This window comes from Oceanobacillus chungangensis, from assembly GCF_003369565.1.
Classification (GTDB): Bacteria; Bacillota; Bacilli; order Bacillales; family Amphibacillaceae; genus Oceanobacillus; species Oceanobacillus chungangensis.
Genome location: NZ_PIOD01000016.1, coordinates 320,148 through 339,061 on the forward strand (window position 1 = coordinate 320,148; position 18,914 = coordinate 339,061).

Below are 18,914 nucleotides of genomic sequence, written 5' to 3' on the forward strand. Positions count from 1 at the left end.
AGCAGATGTCATCACGGAAAAAGACGGTTACAAGATTAGACTCGAGTTATATGCAACAATATGATGCATACATAGAAAGACAGAAAAGAAAAAAGCAACGATTAATTCGTCGTCTTGTGTTATTTTCTATTGCTGTAGTTCTTATTATCGGTAGTTTGGCCGCTTATCATGTTAAACAACGGATACTCCACGCAGAGACAGTTAAGCAATATGAATCCCTGGAAGAAGATATTGAGAACCTTAATAAAGAGGGAGCATATCTTAAAGAAGAGATTGAATTACTGAATGACGAAGAATATGTATTGGATATCGCAAGAACCAATTATTTCTTCTCAAAAGAAGGGGAACTAATCTTTAAAATCCCTAATGAAGAGCCGTTATATTGACACTTTAATCGGTGATTAATATACTATATAAGAATTACATTTAATCTTTTAAGGAGGAGCATTTTTTTTATGTCAATCGAAGTAGGCAGCAAGCTGCAAGGAAAGGTAACGGGTATCACTAATTTTGGTGCATTTGTCGAACTTGAGGCGGGTAAAACTGGTCTTGTTCATATTAGTGAGGTTGCTGATAGCTATGTTAAGGACATTAATGAACACTTGAAAGTTGGAGATCAAGTAACGGTTAAGGTTATTAATGTTGAAAAAGATGGCAAAATTGGCTTATCAATCAAGAAAGCAAAGGACCGCCCAGTTCGTCAAAAGAATCCGAAAGAACGCACAGAGAATTTTGAATCGAAAATGAATCAATTTCTCAAAGATTCTGAGGATCGATTAGCCTCTTTGAAGAAACACACGGAATCCAAACGTGGAGGTCGAGGTGCTAGAAGAGGATAGCAGCTGCTGTCTGTGACAATGCTCTATAATATATATTAATAATGATTGCACTAGGAATAAATCTTGCTTTCCTAATGCTAATAAAAGCAGGTACCAGCTTCGGTGCCTGCTTTTATTGTTGAGAAACCTAAATTTATTCCTGGGATAGTGAGGTCACATTCAGCACCAAAATGGGCACTCTTTTATTCTTAGAATATATGAAAAAAGAAGGTAAAAGCAATGGAGCTTTTACCTTCTTTTAATTGATAGCGGCAGAGGGGATCGAACCCACGACCTCACGGGTATGAACCGTACGCTCTAGCCAGCTGAGCTACGCCGCCATATTATCGAACAAAAGCTATCATACAACAGGAAAATAATTGTGTCAATACTATTAGATAAAGAAAAAATTATTCAAAAATACAAACAATAGTATTTACCCGTATATTCGGGCAGTAGAATACCACTTATTCAAGTTTCACTTTAACGACGAAAAAGCAGTTTAGATAGATTTCCCTATAGAGAAGAATCTATTAAATTTCTAGAGGTTAGCATACCTTTCCTGTCACTTCATGCGAGAGAGGTAAACACCATTCGAATCGAATTTCGGCAGAAGATTATGGGAATCGGCAAAGAACTCCACCGATTTAGCAAACGCCATCCGAGAGTGTATCTATACAATGTTTATTTCCAGGCCAAATATATCACATATGTTCGTGTTGAAATCTGCCCATTATATATAAAATGGTCGAACGATTTATTAGACATGCTCTGCTATTTTGACAAAATAAGAAGGCATCCTATGGTTTAATATCTAGAAAGATAGGAGTGATAGTAAATGATGGATTCATTACCAAGGGTGGAGCCGGGAGATTTTGTTAGGGGGAAAGCAAATCAAATAGGGAGGTTACGTAAATGGATTAGTTCAAAGCTGAAATCCGTTCTAATAGATAAAGGCGTATTATACTTTTTGGTTGGGTTTCTATTAGGTCGTGCGGTCATACTTTCTGTTGTTTCCCCATTTGCCGTAGCTTTTATTGCAACGATGTGGTTTATCCATCGGGAAAAAAGTGCTAAGTCGATGATTGCTGTTTTATTAGGGGCATTAAGTTACTCGCTAACCCATAGTATATTTATTCTCTTAGCGCTCATCATTTTCGTCTTTCTGGGTGCATTGTTTAAAAATAAAAAGAATCAGCAGATAATCATTCCTGTGCTTGTGTTTCTATCAACGGCAATACCACGAATATTTCTATATTCCTTAAATGATCAACTTACCTCTTATGAATGGATGCTATTAATTGTTGAAGGTGTCTTAGGAGCAGTCCTAGTACTAATCTTTATGCAGAGTATCCCTCTTTTATCACCAAAAAGATATAAGCCCGCATTAAAAAATGAAGAAATTGTCTGTATGATTATTCTCATTGCCTCAATCCTGACAGGAATGATTGGTTGGGAAGTATATGGAGCATCCGTTGAACAAATATTTTCTCGATACTTTGTATTATTATTTGCTTTTGTTGGCGGTGCAGCAATCGGTTCTACAGTCGGGGTCGTTGCTGGATTAATTCTTTCGCTTGCAAATGTTGCAAATTTATATCAGATGAGTCTTCTTGCTTTCTCGGGATTGCTAGGTGGGCTATTAAAAGAAGGGAAAAAGCTAGGTGTCGCTTCCGGATTACTTGTAGGAACGTTTCTAATTGGCATTTACGGTGGGACGATGACATTAATACCGTCGATCATTGAATCATTGCTTGCGATTATTCTATTCCTATTAACGCCTGCCGCATGGACAAGCAGTATTTCTCGTTATATACCAGGAACTGAGGAATATACAAAAGAGCAGGAGCAGTATTTACAAAAAGTTCGAAATGTAACTGCGAAAAGAGTGGAACAGTTCTCCGATGTATTCCAGGCCTTAGCGAAGAGTTTTCAGGTGACTGAAACGAGCGTACAGGATGACGATGATATAAAACGTGAGACTGATATTTATTTAAGCAGGGTAACGGAGAAGACATGCCAATCTTGCTTTATGAAGGATCGCTGCTGGCAAAAGGAATTTGATAAGACGTATTCCATGATGGAAGAGATGAAGGATGACATTACGGATGGAAGAAACCCAAATAGGAAGTTGATGAGTCGCTTTGAGAATCATTGCGTGAAATCTAAGCCTGTCGTAGAAGTAATGAAGGAGGAGATGACATATTTCGAAGCTAATCGCAAGTTAACGCAGCAAGTATTGGAAAGCAAGCGTTTAGTTGCTGACCAATTACAAGGAGTCGCCGAAGTAATGGAGGATTTTGCTAAGGAGATTTTAAAAGAACGGCAGCATCATGAGCACCAAGAAATGCAAATTATCCAAGCGTTAGAGCATATGGGCATCGAATTAGAGAAATTGGACATTTATCAATTGGAGAAAGGAAATATTGATATTGAAATGACGGCTTCATTCTATAATTATCGCGGGGAGGGTGCTAAATTAATCGCTCCAGTTTTATCGGATATATTAAATGAGATGATTATTGTGAAGCAAGAGGAGATTTCCCCATTTCCTAATGGTTATAGTTATTTGGCGTTTGGATCTGCTAGGGAGTTTATTGTGTCAATGGGTGCTGCAAATGCTGCAAAAGGAGGCGGTTTAATCTCTGGTGACAGTTATACAACGATTGAACTTGGTGCTGGTAAATTTGCAATGGCAATTAGTGACGGGATGGGTAATGGCCAGCGGGCGAGGGAGGAAAGTGTGGAAACCCTAAGGTTATTGCAGCAGATTCTCCAAACTGGTATCCAAGAGAAGGTGGCAATTAAGTCGATTAACTCTATTCTTGCATTACGGACAACTGATGAGATGTTCGCCACTTTGGATTTAGCAGTCATTGATTTGCATAATGCATTCGTACAGTTTTTAAAGATCGGTTCGATTCCTAGCTTTATTAAACGTGGAAATAAAGTGATTCGAATAGAAGCAAGTAATTTACCAATGGGGATCATTCAGGAGTTCGATGTTGATATCGTCAGTGAGCAATTACTTTCCGATGATTTGCTGATTATGATGAGCGATGGGATCTTTGAAGGGCCAATGTATATCGAAAATTCGGATCTGTGGATGAAGCGGAAAATCCAAGAAATGGTGACAGATGACCCACAGGAAATTGCGGATTTATTGCTGGAAGAAGTGATACGTACGAGATCGGGAGAGATTGTAGATGATATGACTGTGCTTGTCGCTAAGATAGAGAAAAACAAACCAGAATGGGCAACTGTCCCTGTTTATCGAAAAAAGGCATTGTAGCGTCCGACTTGGGTTTGGGTACCCGCCTTCCTTTGTCAAGTTCAGGCTCCTAGGGGCTACCGTCATAAGCAATTGACACTTCAAGCACGAAAAACCACGTGCTTTTCGGTCTCTTGCTTATGCGTCCGCCCCTGGGCAGTCGCCTTCACTTTTCCATGTCTAGTATCGCGTGGGCTAGCGACTATGGTCATAGTCAATTGACACTCCGAGTGGTAAGATCGCCACTCTCCGGTCCCTTGTCTATGTCCTCCGTCGCTGAACAGCCCGCTATACTTTTCTTACGTATATTCTCTTCCGTTTTTGTCGATGATGGTAGTGGAATATATTGGAGGTGGACTAAGTGCGCAGTGGTACATTGAAACAAATTTTATTATTGACGGATGGGTGCTCGAATAGGGGGGAGGATCCTTCTGTGACGGCGGCACTTGCATATCAACAAGGGATTACGGTTAATGTTATCGGAATATTAGACGATGATCAGACAGAGGAATCTGCAGAATTAAAGGAAATAGAGGAAATTTCACTTTCGGGTGGTGGTGTGAGTCAGATCGTTTATAGTGAGTCTTTATCACAGACAGTGCAAATGGTGACGAAGCAGGCAATGACGCAGACGCTGCAAGGATTTGTAAATAAGGAGCTTAAACAAATCCTCGGTTCAAATCAAACACTTGAAGATTTAGACCCGGAGAAACGTGGGGAAATTATGGAGGTCGTAGAAGATTTAGGTGAGACGAGTGATTTGGAGGTGCTCGTATTAGTTGATACAAGTGCAAGTATGCATGATAAGCTGCAAACCGTAAAGGAGTCATTAATTGATCTTTCCATCAGTTTAAATTCACGGATTGGTAGAAATCGTTTTGCTATCTATAGTTTTCCAGGGAAGCGTAAGGATATTCAGAAGGTGTTCGATTGGTCACCGAAATTGGATGCAATCTCGACCATCTTCCCGAAATTAACGAGTGGTGGAATAACGCCTACTGGACCTGCAATACGAGAGGCGATGTACCAGTTTGGTAAGAAGAGCTTACTAAGGAGCCTTAAGCATGAAGACAAATCGGGCTTGGAAGAAACAGGATATTAATCTACGACCGGGACTAACGATAAATGGTAAGTGGCATCATCAACGCTACATTATTAAGAAAAAGCTTGGTGAGGGTGCTGTTGGGGCAGTTTATCTGTGTGAAGTAAATGGTAAACTCGCTGCATTGAAAATTAGTGATAAGGGTACATCGATGACAGTCGAGGTCAATGTATTAAAATCGTTGCAAAAGGTCCAAGGAAGTCGTCTTGGACCTTATTTATTAGATGTAGATGATTGGGTTTCACCTTATGGGCACATGTACTCTTTTTATGTGATGGAGTATTTAAAGGGAGAAGAAATGTCCCGGTTCATTCAAAATAACGGAAGTGCATGGGTAGGTGTATTCATGCTGCAATTATTAGAGGATCTTGGGCGATTCCATCAATCAGGTTGGATTTTCGGTGATTTAAAATTAGATAATCTCATTGTTGTTTCTTCGCCGACTAGGGTTCGTTTTATTGATGTCGGTGGAACAACTCAGATTGGCAGGGCAATTAAAGAGTATACAGAGTTTTACGATCGTGGCTATTGGGGAATGGGTACGAGACGGGCCGAGCCAAGTTATGATTTATTCGCATTCGTAATGGTTTTTATTAACGTTTTCTATCCAAAGCGATTTGAACGAGGGGGACAATCCGAACGAATACTGTTTAAAAGGATTGATGATGTAAAGGCTTTGATTCCCTATCGACAAGTACTTAAAAATGCACTCACAGGAAAATACTTATCTAGCGCAGAAATGAAGCAGGAAATAACAAATATATTGTATAGTACGCAAAAACGGCGGTCGGTAAGAGCAAGTGCTAAGGAGGATGCACATGCACAATTTTTGATGGAGGCAGGAGGAGTGACAATCGTGGCAATTGGATACTATCTTTTTTCCTTGTTATTATAGGGGAAATGCAGCGAGTGTGACAAATTACTTTGTTGGAAAAACGATTACCTGTCCTCACCTTTACAGGCGACGTCGTAGTATTTTTCTTATATAATAGGTATGATAGTCTATAGATTATTTGATAGTTAAGAAAGGATAAAACACTTTCTTATAATATAAGTGTAACTAAGGCTGTCATCGAAAGGTCTGGTTAAACCTTAGTTATCTAATGAATTCTTTTTGGAGATGGCGGCAATGGAACAAGCAGTTCTTAAATTTATTATAAAACATCAATTAATGGCAGAAAATGCTAACGTTTTAGTTGGTGTTTCTGGTGGGCCAGATTCCATGGCGTTACTGCATTTTCTTCATTCGATTCGCAGAAAATGGAACTTGAATCTGACTGCAGTTTCGATCGATCACCAGCTAAGAGGGGAACAATCGCGTGAAGACCTTGAATATGTTCAAGCGGTATGCAAGAAATGGGGTATACCGTTTATTGGTGCTACTGTAGATGTTCAGGCATATATTAAGGAGCATCAGGTTGGAACAGAGCTAGCGGCGCGCGAGTTGCGATATCAAGTATTTCATGAACAGATGGACCGATTGAATGCCGACTATTTAGCATTAGGACACCATGGGGATGATCAAGTAGAGACGATGCTTATGCGTTTAACAAGAACAGCTAGTTCCAGTATGTTTAATGGCATGCCGTTTAAGCGGATATTTGCCAAAGGAATGATCATCCGTCCTTTTCTTTGTATCACAAAAAAGGATATTGAAGTCTATTGTAAAGCGAATCAGATTGTGCCAAGAATCGATCCTACCAATTTCGATACGATATATACAAGGAACTTTTTCAGAAAGAATCTCCTTCCATTAATAAAAGAGAAAAATAACAATATACATATTACAATTCAGCATTTAAGCGAGACGTTAAAAGAAGATGAAGAATTTCTGCAGACAGAGGCTCGGCAAATGGTGAAAGAGGTAGTAGAATTTAATACAATAACTCGATCGGCAAGTTTTCAAATAGAATCCTTCAGAAAGCACGCCCACGCTTTACAAAGGCGTTCCTTTCATCTAATATTAGACTATCTATATAAAGAATTACCAAAGGATTTATCTTATGTGCATGAGGAATATTTCTTTGCATTATTAGATTATAATAAAGGAAGTACCCGTATCGACTTCCCTTCCAATCTTAAGTTGGAAAAGTCATATGACAGGCTGACATTTTACTTCGCAGATATTAATCCTCATGACCCTTCCTATGATGAAACATTGGCATTACCAGGAAAAGTCGAATTACCCGACGGATCAAAGGTTTATGCGGATCTTACTGATAAGATTGAAACATCCGATCCCTATCAATATACATGTAATATTGATCAGGTCACAAGGCCATTACATATTCGGACAAGAAGAGCCGGTGATAGAATGAGCTGGAAAGGATTAAAAGGAAGTAAAAAGCTGAAAGATATCTTCATTGATAGTAAAATTCCAATTAAAGAACGGGATAGCTGGCCAATCTTAGTTGATCATAATGATGAAGTATTATGGGTAATAGGTCTGAAAAAGGGACAACCTAAGTCTCAAACAGTAAATGGGAAATGGATTCAGGTACATTATAAAAAAGGGAATGTGTAGGAGGATTTAAGAATGGCAATAGATAATATGAAAAATGAAATAGACCATATTTTAGTTACAGAAGAAGAGATTTTGAATAAATGTAAGGAGCTTGGCAAACAGCTAGCAGAGGAATACGATGGTAAATTTCCGTTAGCAATTGGAATACTAAAAGGTGCACTGCCTTTCATGTCAGATATACTCCGCTATACAGAATGCCATTTAGAAATGGACTTTATGGATGTATCTAGTTATGGTGGTGGAATGACAACTTCAGGTGAAGTTAAGATTATCAAGGACCTTAATACGAAAGTGGAAGGCCGCGACTTACTAATCATCGAGGATATTATCGATAGTGGCTTAACCCTTAGTTACCTTGTTGATCTCTTTAAATATCGTAAAGCGAAATCAATTAAGATTGTAACATTACTCGATAAGCCAACTGGGAGAACCGCAGATATTAAAGCAGATTTAATTGGTTTTGAAGTCCCGGATGAATTTGTTGTAGGGTATGGATTAGACTACGATGAAAAGTATCGCAACTTACCATATATCGGTGTATTAAAGCCTGAAGTTTATGGCGGCTGAAATTAGCCGAAATGAGGATTCGGGGTACCGTATAGATGAGTGATAAAGTTAGCTAATACGAGCGATTATTTCTTATTGTAGGAAATGTTTTAATTAAGTGAAATTAGTTGTATTTCAACTTTTCATTATGGTACGATGTAGTATAGTTTTTCCCCACTTGGGAGGAGGTAGGAAATGAGTAAAATATTTAGTAGAGTATTCTTTTGGGTGCTCATTTTCTTTGTCGTTTTTAGTGTCTTTACAGTGTTTAATGGACAAGGTGAAGAAAGTGAAGAATTAAATGTACAAGAATTTATAGAGGCTTTAAATAATGGTGAAATAAAGGAAATGACGTATCAACCTGCAAATGGGATAATTCGTTATGCAGGGGTGTTATCTGATGATAAGCAGTTTATTGCACAAGTACCTGATAATACGGACATTATTGCAGATATTACGGAAACTGCACGGGAACAAAGTGTATTGACTGTATTGGAAGCGGAAAGACCAAGCGCATGGCTGACTTTCTTAACAGGTATATTACCGTTCTTATTAATTGGACTATTTTTCTTATTTATTCTTAGTCAAGCTCAAGGCGGCGGCGGTGGTGGCCGTGTCATGAACTTTGGTAAAAGTAAAGCTAAAATGTACACCGATGATAAGAAGAAGGTTCGCTTTACAGATGTTGCGGGAGCAGATGAAGAGAAGCAAGAACTTGTTGAGGTTGTTGACTTCCTTAAAGATCCTCGCAAATTCTCAGCAGTTGGTGCACGAATTCCGAAAGGGGTACTGCTTGTAGGACCTCCTGGAACAGGTAAGACTTTGCTTGCTCGAGCTGTAGCGGGTGAAGCTGGTGTACCATTCTTCTCAATTAGTGGGTCAGACTTCGTTGAAATGTTTGTCGGAGTAGGGGCTTCACGTGTACGTGATTTATTTGAAAATGCGAAGAAGAATGCACCATGTATTATCTTTATTGATGAAATTGACGCAGTAGGTCGTCAACGTGGCGCTGGTCTCGGTGGTGGTCATGATGAACGTGAACAAACACTAAACCAATTGCTAGTTGAAATGGATGGATTTGGTGCAAACGAAGGAATTATCATTATTGCTGCAACAAACCGTGCAGACATTCTAGACCCCGCACTTTTACGTCCAGGTCGTTTTGATAGACAAATTACAGTTGATCGTCCAGATGTGAATGGTCGTGAAGCGGTACTGAAGGTTCATGCTAGAAATAAACCGTTAGATAGCACAGTTGATTTAAAAGTAATTGCGATGCGTACACCTGGATTCTCTGGTGCAGACCTCGAAAACTTGCTAAATGAAGCTGCACTAGTAGCGGCAAGAGATAATCGTAAGAAAATTGGCATGTTAGATATTGACGAAGCAACAGACAGAGTAATTGCTGGGGTTGCTAAGAAGAGTCGTGTTATTTCACAAAAAGAACGAAATATTGTTGCTTACCATGAAAGTGGTCATACTGTAATCGGAATGGTTCTAGATGATGCCGATATGGTGCATAAAGTTACGATTGTACCACGTGGTCAGGCTGGTGGATATGCAGTAATGCTTCCAAGAGAAGACCGTTACTTCATGACAAAACCGGAATTATTCGACAAGATTACAGGCTTATTAGGCGGACGAGTTGCAGAGGAAATTACATTTGGTGAAGTAAGTACAGGAGCTTCCAATGACTTCCAGCGCGCAACCAATATTGCCAATAAGATGATTACAGAATATGGTATGAGTGATAAGATTGGTCCATTGCAATTTACATCTGGCGGTGGAGGAAATGTATTCTTAGGCCGTGATATTCAAAACGAGCCAACATACAGTGATTCCATTGCACATGATATTGATACAGAAATGCAAAACTTTATCAATTATTGCTATGATCGTGCCAAGAAGATTCTTACTGAGAATCAAGATAAACTAGAGCTGATTGCTCAAACTCTGCTTGAAGTTGAAACATTGGATGCGAAACAAATTCGCTCACTATGGGATGAAGGAAAACTTCCTGAACCAGTTGTGGCTGAAGATGTAAAAGTAAACATTCAATCAAAAGACGAAACGGCAGGGAAATCATTTGAAGAAGTGAAGGATGAAGTATCGAATGATGAATCATCTAATAAGAAATATATCGATGATCCGATTATGAATGATAACCAATCTTCTACTAATGATGACAATAATCAAAAATAATAATAGAGCAGCCACTTTAACTGGGTGGCTGCTATTTTTTATTGCTTGTCCTTTTGTTCCAAAACTAATATATGGTATATTAAAAAATAGTGATGCATAACACATTATGTTTTTTGGCTAGAAAGGTATGGTGAGACATGTTATTTGTTCTCGATGTAGGAAATACGAATACGGTTCTGGGGGTTTTCGAGGAAGATCAGCTGAAACATGAATGGCGGATAAAAACAGATCGATATAAAACGGAAGATGAATTTGGTGTATTAATCAAGTCTCTTTTTGAACATCGAGGAATTGGATTCTCCGATATTCATGGTGTAGTTATTTCTTCTGTTGTTCCACAAATTATGTTTGCGCTGGAGAAGATGAGCCGTGATTACTTTAATATAGATCCCTGTGTAATAGGGAAAGTGGATTCTACATCCTATTTGAAAATGGACTATCCTACTCCAAAAGAAATTGGTGCGGACAGAGTTGTAAATGCAGTCAGCGCGATCAAGGAATATGGTGCTCCACTTATAATCATCGACTTTGGAACTGCAACGACATATTGTTATATCAATGAGCGAGAAGAATACTGTGGAGGTATTATTACCCCGGGAATAAATATATCAATGGATGCGCTATACAGCAAAGCATCGAAATTAAGCAAAATTGAAATTGAGGAACCAGCAAATGTGATTGGGAAATCAACGACAGAAGCAATGAAATCAGGTGCCTACTACGGCTCCGCTGCAATGGTGGATGGGATCGTCAATCGAATCAAGGACGAGGTGGAAGGTTCACCGAAAGTAATTGCAACAGGTGGTCTTTCAGTTCTTGTTGCGGAGGAATCGGCAACGATCGACAAAGTGGATTCTCATTTAACATTGAAAGGATTAAATTTGATTTATCAGAAACTTAAGGGGATGACATCATGAGCGATTATATAATAAAAGCAATTACGCATGACAACAAAGTACGTGCATATGCAGCTACTTCAACGAACACAGTAGAAGAAGCGCGTAGACGACAAGATACATGGGCGACAGCTTCTGCAGCTCTAGGTAGAACTCTTACCATTACTGGGATGATGGGTGCAATGATGAAGGGTGAAGATTCTACGATGGTTAAAGTTGAAGGGAATGGCCCACTTGGCGTAATCGTAGCGGACGGAAATGCAAAAGGACATGTACGTGGATACGTTGCGAATCCGCATACAGATTTTGACTTAAATGAAAAAGGAAAGCTAGATGTTTCACGTGCTGTTGGAACAGAAGGTCGGTTAAGTGTAATTAAAGATTTAGGATTAAAGGAATACTTCACTGGAGAGGTTCCAATTGTTTCTGGTGAAATTAGTGAGGATTTTACGTATTATTACGCAACATCTGAACAAGTACCTTCAGCGGTTGGAGCAGGAGTGTTAGTGAATCCAGACCATACAATCCTTGCAGCAGGAGGATTCATTATCCAACTACTTCCTGGTGCAGATGATGAAACTATTTCACGTTTAGAAAAGCAACTCAGTGAAATACCACCAATCTCTACATTGATTCGTGATGGAAATACACCAGAACAAATCCTCGAGCGCTTATTTGGCGATGGTGGAGTGAAGATACTTGAAAAGCTTCCACTAGAATTCCGTTGTAAATGCTCTAAGGACAGAATTGCAAATGCGATTATCGGATTAGGCAATGATGAAATTGACAACATGATTAAAGAGGATCATGGTGCAGACGCAAGCTGTCATTTTTGTAATGAAACATACCATTTCACAGAAGAAGAACTTGAAGCATTGAAACAGTAATGAAGGGAAGAAGTAATTCCATGTCAAAAAAATTACTCTTAGGTATTATTATCGTCCTTCTAATCACCAATATTGCTACATTACTATTTTGGAACCAAGATGAGAAGATTGTTCTTAACGATAATAACGGAAAAGAAGTTGAAAAAAAAGGTGACGTAGCTAAAGTTGGCGGAGAAAAGATTACCTATAAAGAGTGGATAAATGCCTTAACTAGTAATTTTGGCGAAAACCAATTAAAGAAAATGATTGATCGCTCTGTAGTTGAACAGTTGGCGAAGGAAAATAATATCGTAGTCGATGAAAAGGTTATTGAGCGCGAACTGGCATTTTTGTCATCGATGCAAGGTGTTCTAGCAGAGGAAGAAATAGCAGCAAATGAAGAAAAATGGAAACAAGACATTATGTATCGTTACCAATTGGAACAATTACTGACAATGGATATTGATATTCCAAAAGAGTCTATCAAAGCTCATTACGATGAATATAAAAACCAATATAATTTCTTGGCATCCATGCAAGTATCTCATATAATCGTGGACAATTTTGATACTGCTGAAAAGGTGAAAAAGGAATTGGATCAAGGTGCGGCCTTTCCTTTATTAGCACAGGAATATTCCGGTGATGAAGAATCGAGAAATGATGGAGGATACCTTGGGTTCATCACAACATCAAGTCAATTTTTCCCTTCCGGCTATGAGGAAGTAGCAAAAGAAATGAAGGAAGGTACTTACAGTGAGCCGTTCCAAGTGGATACTGGCGTAGCTATTATTTATCTGCACCGGAAACTCCCTAGTGTTACGTTTACTTATGATGAAATTAAGCCGTACGTTAAGAGTGAGCTTGCACTACAGCAATCACAACAATCCCTTTCTGTTGACTCTTTATGGGATAACCTGGAGATTGAATGGATATACGAAGATTGAAATAAACTGAAGCATGATAGGTGTAGTGATGAATAGACTATACCTATCATGCTTTTTCTATAAGAGGGTATAATTGTTTTTTTTACAATTCTTGAGTAAAGTCTCAATGCTAATTTTGATTTCCTAATCTCAGTACACCGCTATACAGGTACGTATACTAATAGTCTTAAATCTTGACAATTGTTTGGAAAGACTATAAATTAATCGTATATAAATACTAGGATTTGGAGGGGATTGTATGAGAGTTTCATATTCAATTGTAGGATTAATAGGTGAAACACCAATCGTTAAACTGAATAATCTTACGGATGAAAATAGTGCAGATGTATATGCAAAATTAGAGTTTTTTAACCCTGGAAGTTCTGTGAAGGATCGAATTGCCATGGCGATGATTGAAGCAGCTGAAGAAGAAGGAATATTAAAAACAGGAGATACAATCATTGAGCCGACAAGTGGAAACACAGGGATTGGACTAGCGATGGTTGCTGCGGCGAAGGGATATAAAGCTGTACTCGTCATGCCTGATACAATGAGTAAAGAGCGTCGAAATCTTCTTCGTGCATATGGTGCTGAGCTTGTATTAACTCCAGGTGCGGACGGAATGAAAGGTGCAATTGCGAAAGCGGAAGCATTGAAAAATGAAAATGGCTATTTTATGCCGCAACAATTCGAAAACGAGGCAAATGTAGAAGTACATGCTCGTACAACCGGTAAAGAAATTGTCGAACAGATGAAGGAAGGTTTAGATGCATTTGTTTCTGGTATTGGAACCGGCGGAACAATAACAGGTGCAGGTAAAGTGCTTAAAGAACATTTTGACGGAATCAAGCTCTATGCAGTAGAACCTTCAGCTTCACCGGTTTTATCGGGCGGTTCTCCTAGCCCACATAAGATTCAAGGAATCGGCGCAGGGTTTGTGCCTAAAATTCTAGATACAAACATTTACGATCAAGTCATTACAATTGAAAATGACGAAGCATTTGAGGCATCAAGAAAAGTTGCGACAACAAATGGAATTCTAGGTGGAATTTCATCAGGTGCAGCAATTGCTGCAGCAGTGAAGGTTGCAAAACAATTAGGAAAAGGGAAGAAGGTATTAGCGATTCTTCCAGATAACGGAGAAAGATACTTATCAACCGCATTATATCAATTTGATGAGGATAACGAGTAATAAGAGAAAGGGTTAGCATCGATGAGGTGCTAACCCTTTTTCCGCTATATAGATAAACTGCGGACTAATTAGGGTAAAAGATAATTTTCGCTGTGGACAATCACACATCCGGAAGGCTCAAGCTGATCCTGCAAGAGTATTCTATCCTTCACTACAATCAACTACATTAAGAGAGGTAATGCCGTGCAGTATATTAAGAAAGTGCCAAAAATAACAACCGCACAATCCTAGCGGAAGAAATACACGGAGACTCCTCGAAAATAAAGCTCAATTTGTCTGATTGCGATGTAACGCTTCCGAAGCGTTCCTTGTCCTGCGGTAAGAAGAGCCTAGTGAGACTACGAAGCGCGATAGCGCGAGTTGGCTCACCAGCTCCCCTAAGGTGCGCGTAGTGTATTTCTGGAGCGGCTCGCCTGTGACTTTACCCATCTAAAATCGGTTATAAGTTGAACTAGTGGTTGAGGATAAATCACGACTGGATGAAGCTTCCTCATCTATGGTACGATAGAAAAAGATATTGACGGAAGAAGGAAAGGTAGGATAGGTAGATGATACTAAAAACAGCAAATCATACACTTGATTTAACGAAACGTACCCATATAATGGGTATTTTAAATGTTACCCCTGACTCATTCTCTGATGGGGGAAGCTATACAACAATCGATAAAGCAGTAGCGCAAGCAGAGCTGATGGTTGAGCAAGGGGCTGATATTATTGATATTGGTGGTGAATCAACAAGACCGGGACACCGACCTGTAGATGCCGAAGAAGAGACCCGGCGTGTCGTGCCGATTATTGAAGCGGTGAAGAAAAGAATTGACATTCCAATTTCCATCGATACGTTTAAAGCGGAGACTGCAAGACATGCCGTCGAAGCTGGTGCCGATATTATAAACGATATTTGGGGAGCTAAGCTGGAACCAGCGATTGCAGAAGCTGCGGCAAAATACGATGTGCCAATTATTTTAATGCATAACCGAACGAATGAAAACTATACATCGCTTATTGCTGATATGAAAAGCGACTTGCAGGAGAGTATTGATATTGCAATTCATGCAGGTGTACCTAAGGAAAACATAATCCTTGATCCTGGTGTCGGGTTTGCGAAATCGGCAGAAGAAAACTTAGTTGTTATGAATAACCTGGAACAATTTGTAGCGATGGGTTACCCGTTTTTATTAGCAACTTCACGGAAACGTTTCATTGGGCATGTTTTGGATCTGCCACCGCAAGAAAGAGATAATGGAACAGGGGCAACGACATGTCTGGGAATTGTTAAAGGAGCACATATTGTCCGGGTTCACAATGTAAAAGTGAATAAGGAGTTAGCAACGATGATGGATGCGATGTTAGGTAAGGGGGGCGTTCATATTGGACAAAATATTACTGAATAACATGCAATTTTACGGTTTTCACGGGTTACTGCCAGAGGAAAACCGATTAGGGCAACGATTTAATGTTGATGTTGAGCTTTTCCTAGATCTAAAAAACGCAGGACAATCAGATAATATGAATGACTCTGTTCATTATGGTGAGGTGTATGAACAGGTCAAGCGTATTGTAGAAGGCAGTGCAATGAATTTAATCGAGGCGGTAGCGGAGCGTATTGCCGCCGAGCTTTTATCGTCATTTGTTCTATTAAGCGCATGCAGAGTTAAAGTGGTAAAACCAAACCCACCAATTGTCGGTCATTATGAGTCAGTTGCGGTAGAAATATATAGGGAGAAGACAATATGAATCAGGCATACTTAGCATTAGGAACCAATATTGAACCAAGGCTTGATTATCTCCAAGAAGCCTTGCTAGCATTAGAAGACCATGAGGCAATTGCGATTAAGCAAAAATCATCGATCTATGAAACAGCACCAGTAGGGTACACCAATCAAGCCGATTTTTTAAATATGGTCATTGAAGTGGAAACAACTTTACATTCAATGGAATTATTGGGGTACTGCCAACAAGTCGAGTTAGATTTGGGACGGAAAAGAGACATTCGATTTGGTCCACGAACAATAGACCTTGACATTTTGACCTATAATCAAGAGAATAGTAAAATAGAAAGATTGATTATTCCTCATCCTCGTATGCATGAGCGGGCATTTGTACTCGTACCTTTACAGGAAATTGCAGCTGACTATCTTATCCCTGTCTGGAATAAACGTCCACAGGATTTGATTAATACACTTCCTAAAGCAGATGTAAAGGATGTACGAAAAATAGAGGAATAAACTAACGTTTTAGCTTATCGTGCCGTTTTTGCTGCATAAAGTGCAACTGAGGCTGTCACCTAAATGGTTGATAGCAACTAAGATTTTACTGTTTTTTTGTACATAGGCTCCGTCCATTGCTTCATTAACAGTGGACTGCGACATTGGACGAAGTTTCGTAAATACAACAAGATAGGCTAATACATGAAAGAATGTTAAGTTTCTTATATACTTATATAAATATTAATGACTGGAGTGATGGCTGTGTCAGAAGAATTAAATGAGCAAATGCTCGTGCGACGTGATAAATTGAATGTTTACAGAGAAAAAGGAATCGATCCATTTGGTGGCAAATTTGTCAGAACTCATCTAGCGAATGAAATTATTGAAGCAAATGAGTCACTTTCCAAAGAAGAGTTGGAAGAAAAGGCAGAAAAGGCAACGATTGCTGGAAGAATTATGACAAAGCGCGGAAAAGGGAAAGCTGGATTCGCACATGTTCAAGATTTAAGTGGCCAAATCCAAATTTACGTAAGAAAAGATGCAATCGGTGAAGAAGCTTATGAAGTTTTCAATACCATTGATTTAGGTGATATTGTTGGTGTAACGGGAGCGATTTTCCGTACGAATGCAGGAGAGTTATCTATTAAAGTGGAAGAGTTCCATCTATTAACGAAATCTCTTCGTCCATTGCCAGAGAAATATCATGGATTGAAGGATGTTGAACAACGCTACCGTCAACGCTATTTAGATTTAATTACCAATGCAGATAGTCAAAAGACCTTCATACTAAGAAGTAAGATTATCCAATCCATAAGAGAATATTTAAACGGACATGGTTATTTAGAAGTGGAAACACCGATGCTTCATAGCATTCCAGGTGGAGCTGCTGCACGTCCATTTATTACTCACCACAATGCACTAGACATTGAACTGTATATGCGAATTGCAATTGAATTACATTTAAAACGGTTAATTGTAGGTGGATTAGAAAAGGTTTATGAGATTGGTCGTGTATTCCGTAATGAAGGAGTGTCGACAAGACATAATCCTGAGTTTACGATGATCGAATTATATGAAGCATATGCAGATTATAATGATATTATGGAATTAACAGAGAATCTCGTTGCCCATGTTGCTAAAGAAGTACTTGGTTCAACGAAGATTCCTTATGGGGATTATGAAATTGACCTTGAACCGAAATGGACAAGACTCCATATGGTTGATGCTGTTAAAGAACAAACAGGAGTAGACTTCTGGCAGCAGATGAGCGATGAAGAAGCGCGTAAATTAGCAAAAGAACATGGTGTGGAAATAAAAGACACGATGTCCTTTGGTCATGTAGTGAATGAGTTCTTTGAACAGAAAGTAGAAGATACGTTAATTCAACCGACCTTCATTTATGGCCATCCAGTAGAAATCTCACCACTTGCGAAGAAAAATCCTGAAGACGAACGCTTTACCGATCGTTTCGAACTATTTATTGTAGGTCGTGAACATGCAAATGCATTTAGTGAGTTAAACGATCCGATTGATCAGCGTGCACGCTTCGAGGCACAAGTACAGGAAAGAGAAGCAGGAAATGATGAAGCACATTTAATGGATGAAGATTTCCTAGAAGCATTAGAGCATGGTATGCCTCCAACAGGTGGGCTCGGAATAGGTATCGACCGTCTTGTTATGCTACTAACGAATGCTCCATCGATTCGCGATGTACTACTCTTCCCACAAATGCGCAATAAATAATAGATGCGTTAGTAAAGAGCAAATGACTCTAGAACGAGGATTCAATCAGCTGAATCCCATTCTAGAGTTTTTTTGTGAAAAATAGGGTAACCAGCCGTGTTTAATAAAGGAAACAGAAAGTGAACAATTTAAAAGCGATTTTATGTTTTTATTAATCGTAAACAGGGTACTCTATATAGTACTTAGTGATTATTATTAAACCGAATAATAGTTATAGGATAGAATAAGGCCATTTTAAGGTAGGGTTTTATGCTGAGAATATAGGTGAATAACTAGCGTTGAGACTATATATACCAACGGTTTAATGAGACATATAAATTATCGAAATAAATGGAATATAAGTTTCTGGTGAATTGCTATAAAAATTCACTTGCATTTTAAAAATAAACGTGGTAAATTAATAAACGTTGCTTCTACAAAAGGCGACAAGCTCATAATAGAAGAAAACATGTTTGTAAAGAAAACTTTAAAAAACAGTTGACTTCAACTATGAAGTGTGTTACATTAATAAAGTCGCTGATTTACGAAGCGGCAATAACATTTGCTCTTTGAAAACTGAACAAAACAACCAGTATGTCAACGAAAAGAAACTTGTTTTCTTTTCAAAAACAAGAAGGTAAC

The 18,914-nt window shown here is 38.9% G+C and carries 16 protein-coding genes and 1 tRNA gene; 16 read left to right on the top strand and 1 reads right to left on the bottom strand.

The window, feature by feature from the left end; genetic code table 11:
- Positions 1–5 precede the first annotated feature (5 nt).
- Positions 6–386, top strand: a complete 381-nt coding sequence (locus CWR45_RS14750; protein ID WP_115750615.1) for an FtsB family cell division protein — start codon at positions 6–8, stop codon at positions 384–386.
- A 69-nt stretch (positions 387–455) separates the two neighbouring features.
- A complete protein-coding gene (locus CWR45_RS14755) occupies positions 456–839 on the top strand; it encodes a S1 domain-containing RNA-binding protein (RefSeq protein WP_115750616.1) in 384 nt (127 codons plus the stop codon).
- A 246-nt stretch (positions 840–1,085) separates the two neighbouring features.
- On the opposite strand, the gene CWR45_RS14760 is transcribed toward CWR45_RS14755, so the two are convergent.
- Positions 1,086–1,159: transfer RNA gene (locus CWR45_RS14760), tRNA-Met, on the bottom strand.
- 497 nt (positions 1,160–1,656) lie between these two features.
- On the opposite strand from CWR45_RS14760, the gene spoIIE reads away from it, so the two are divergent.
- From spoIIE to lysS, 14 genes are all read left to right on the top strand, one after another.
- Positions 1,657–4,110 (top strand): stage II sporulation protein E, encoded by a 2,454-nt coding sequence (gene spoIIE / locus CWR45_RS14765; protein WP_115750617.1) that lies wholly within the window; start codon positions 1,657–1,659, stop codon positions 4,108–4,110.
- A gap of 340 nt (positions 4,111–4,450) precedes the next feature.
- A complete protein-coding gene (locus CWR45_RS14770) occupies positions 4,451–5,191 on the top strand; it encodes a VWA domain-containing protein (protein ID WP_115750618.1) in 741 nt (246 codons plus the stop codon).
- Positions 5,154–6,086: a protein kinase domain-containing protein gene (locus CWR45_RS14775; protein WP_115750619.1), complete on the top strand. Its 933-nt coding sequence runs from the start codon at positions 5,154–5,156 to the stop codon at positions 6,084–6,086. The genes CWR45_RS14770 and CWR45_RS14775 overlap by 38 nt, the downstream gene beginning before the upstream one ends.
- Positions 6,087–6,320: 234 nt before the next feature.
- Positions 6,321–7,715 (top strand): tRNA lysidine(34) synthetase TilS, encoded by a 1,395-nt coding sequence (gene tilS / locus CWR45_RS14780; protein WP_115750620.1) that lies wholly within the window; start codon positions 6,321–6,323, stop codon positions 7,713–7,715.
- 27 nt (positions 7,716–7,742) lie between these two features.
- The gene (gene hpt, locus CWR45_RS14785) at positions 7,743–8,282 is read left to right on the top strand and encodes a hypoxanthine phosphoribosyltransferase (protein ID WP_115750650.1); all 540 of its coding nucleotides are present in this window, start codon (positions 7,743–7,745) and stop codon (positions 8,280–8,282) included.
- A gap of 174 nt (positions 8,283–8,456) precedes the next feature.
- Positions 8,457–10,463, top strand: a complete 2,007-nt coding sequence (gene ftsH, locus CWR45_RS14790; protein WP_115750621.1) for an ATP-dependent zinc metalloprotease FtsH — start codon at positions 8,457–8,459, stop codon at positions 10,461–10,463.
- Between the two features lie 137 nt (positions 10,464–10,600).
- On the top strand, positions 10,601–11,380 hold the full coding sequence (locus CWR45_RS14795) for a type III pantothenate kinase (RefSeq protein WP_115750622.1): 780 nt from the start codon (positions 10,601–10,603) through the stop codon (positions 11,378–11,380).
- Positions 11,377–12,246: an Hsp33 family molecular chaperone HslO gene (gene hslO / locus CWR45_RS14800; RefSeq protein WP_115750623.1), complete on the top strand. Its 870-nt coding sequence runs from the start codon at positions 11,377–11,379 to the stop codon at positions 12,244–12,246. The genes CWR45_RS14795 and hslO overlap by 4 nt, the downstream gene beginning before the upstream one ends.
- A 20-nt stretch (positions 12,247–12,266) precedes the next feature.
- Positions 12,267–13,169 carry a peptidylprolyl isomerase gene (locus CWR45_RS14805; RefSeq protein ID WP_115750624.1) on the top strand — a complete coding sequence of 301 codons (903 nt, stop codon included), beginning with the start codon at positions 12,267–12,269 and terminating at the stop codon, positions 13,167–13,169.
- Between the two features lie 238 nt (positions 13,170–13,407).
- Complete coding sequence (gene cysK / locus CWR45_RS14810) at positions 13,408–14,340, top strand: cysteine synthase A (RefSeq protein ID WP_115750625.1); 933 nt, start codon at positions 13,408–13,410, stop codon at positions 14,338–14,340.
- A 548-nt stretch (positions 14,341–14,888) separates the two neighbouring features.
- Positions 14,889–15,734 (top strand): dihydropteroate synthase, encoded by an 846-nt coding sequence (folP, locus tag CWR45_RS14815; protein WP_115750626.1) that lies wholly within the window; start codon positions 14,889–14,891, stop codon positions 15,732–15,734.
- Complete coding sequence (folB, locus tag CWR45_RS14820; protein WP_115750627.1) at positions 15,712–16,077, top strand: dihydroneopterin aldolase; 366 nt, start codon at positions 15,712–15,714, stop codon at positions 16,075–16,077. The genes folP and folB overlap by 23 nt, the downstream gene beginning before the upstream one ends.
- Positions 16,074–16,568 (top strand): 2-amino-4-hydroxy-6-hydroxymethyldihydropteridine diphosphokinase, encoded by a 495-nt coding sequence (gene folK, locus CWR45_RS14825; protein ID WP_115750628.1) that lies wholly within the window; start codon positions 16,074–16,076, stop codon positions 16,566–16,568. Before folB ends, folK begins: the two co-directional genes overlap by 4 nt.
- 225 nt (positions 16,569–16,793) lie before the next feature.
- Positions 16,794–18,293: a lysine--tRNA ligase gene (lysS, locus tag CWR45_RS14830; RefSeq protein ID WP_170138875.1), complete on the top strand. Its 1,500-nt coding sequence runs from the start codon at positions 16,794–16,796 to the stop codon at positions 18,291–18,293.
- Positions 18,294–18,914: the final 621 nt, after the last annotated feature.

What these genes read in the sequence shown, in the direction of transcription:
- CWR45_RS14750 (WP_115750615.1), top strand. Translation starts at nt 6, where the DNA reads ATGTCATCACGGAAAAAGACGGTTACAAGATTAGACTCGAGTTATATG.
- CWR45_RS14755 (WP_115750616.1), top strand. Translation starts at nt 456, where the DNA reads ATGTCAATCGAAGTAGGCAGCAAGCTGCAAGGAAAGGTAACGGGTATC.
- spoIIE (WP_115750617.1), top strand. Translation starts at nt 1,657, where the DNA reads ATGATGGATTCATTACCAAGGGTGGAGCCGGGAGATTTTGTTAGGGGG.
- CWR45_RS14775 (WP_115750619.1), top strand. Translation starts at nt 5,154, where the DNA reads ATGAAGACAAATCGGGCTTGGAAGAAACAGGATATTAATCTACGACCG.
- tilS (WP_115750620.1), top strand. Translation starts at nt 6,321, where the DNA reads ATGGAACAAGCAGTTCTTAAATTTATTATAAAACATCAATTAATGGCA.
- hpt (WP_115750650.1), top strand. Translation starts at nt 7,743, where the DNA reads ATGAAAAATGAAATAGACCATATTTTAGTTACAGAAGAAGAGATTTTG.
- ftsH (WP_115750621.1), top strand. Translation starts at nt 8,457, where the DNA reads ATGAGTAAAATATTTAGTAGAGTATTCTTTTGGGTGCTCATTTTCTTT.
- CWR45_RS14795 (WP_115750622.1), top strand. Translation starts at nt 10,601, where the DNA reads ATGTTATTTGTTCTCGATGTAGGAAATACGAATACGGTTCTGGGGGTT.
- hslO (WP_115750623.1), top strand. Translation starts at nt 11,377, where the DNA reads ATGAGCGATTATATAATAAAAGCAATTACGCATGACAACAAAGTACGT.
- CWR45_RS14805 (WP_115750624.1), top strand. Translation starts at nt 12,267, where the DNA reads ATGTCAAAAAAATTACTCTTAGGTATTATTATCGTCCTTCTAATCACC.
- cysK (WP_115750625.1), top strand. Translation starts at nt 13,408, where the DNA reads ATGAGAGTTTCATATTCAATTGTAGGATTAATAGGTGAAACACCAATC.
- folP (WP_115750626.1), top strand. Translation starts at nt 14,889, where the DNA reads ATGATACTAAAAACAGCAAATCATACACTTGATTTAACGAAACGTACC.
- folK (WP_115750628.1), top strand. Translation starts at nt 16,074, where the DNA reads ATGAATCAGGCATACTTAGCATTAGGAACCAATATTGAACCAAGGCTT.
- lysS (WP_170138875.1), top strand. Translation starts at nt 16,794, where the DNA reads ATGACTGGAGTGATGGCTGTGTCAGAAGAATTAAATGAGCAAATGCTC.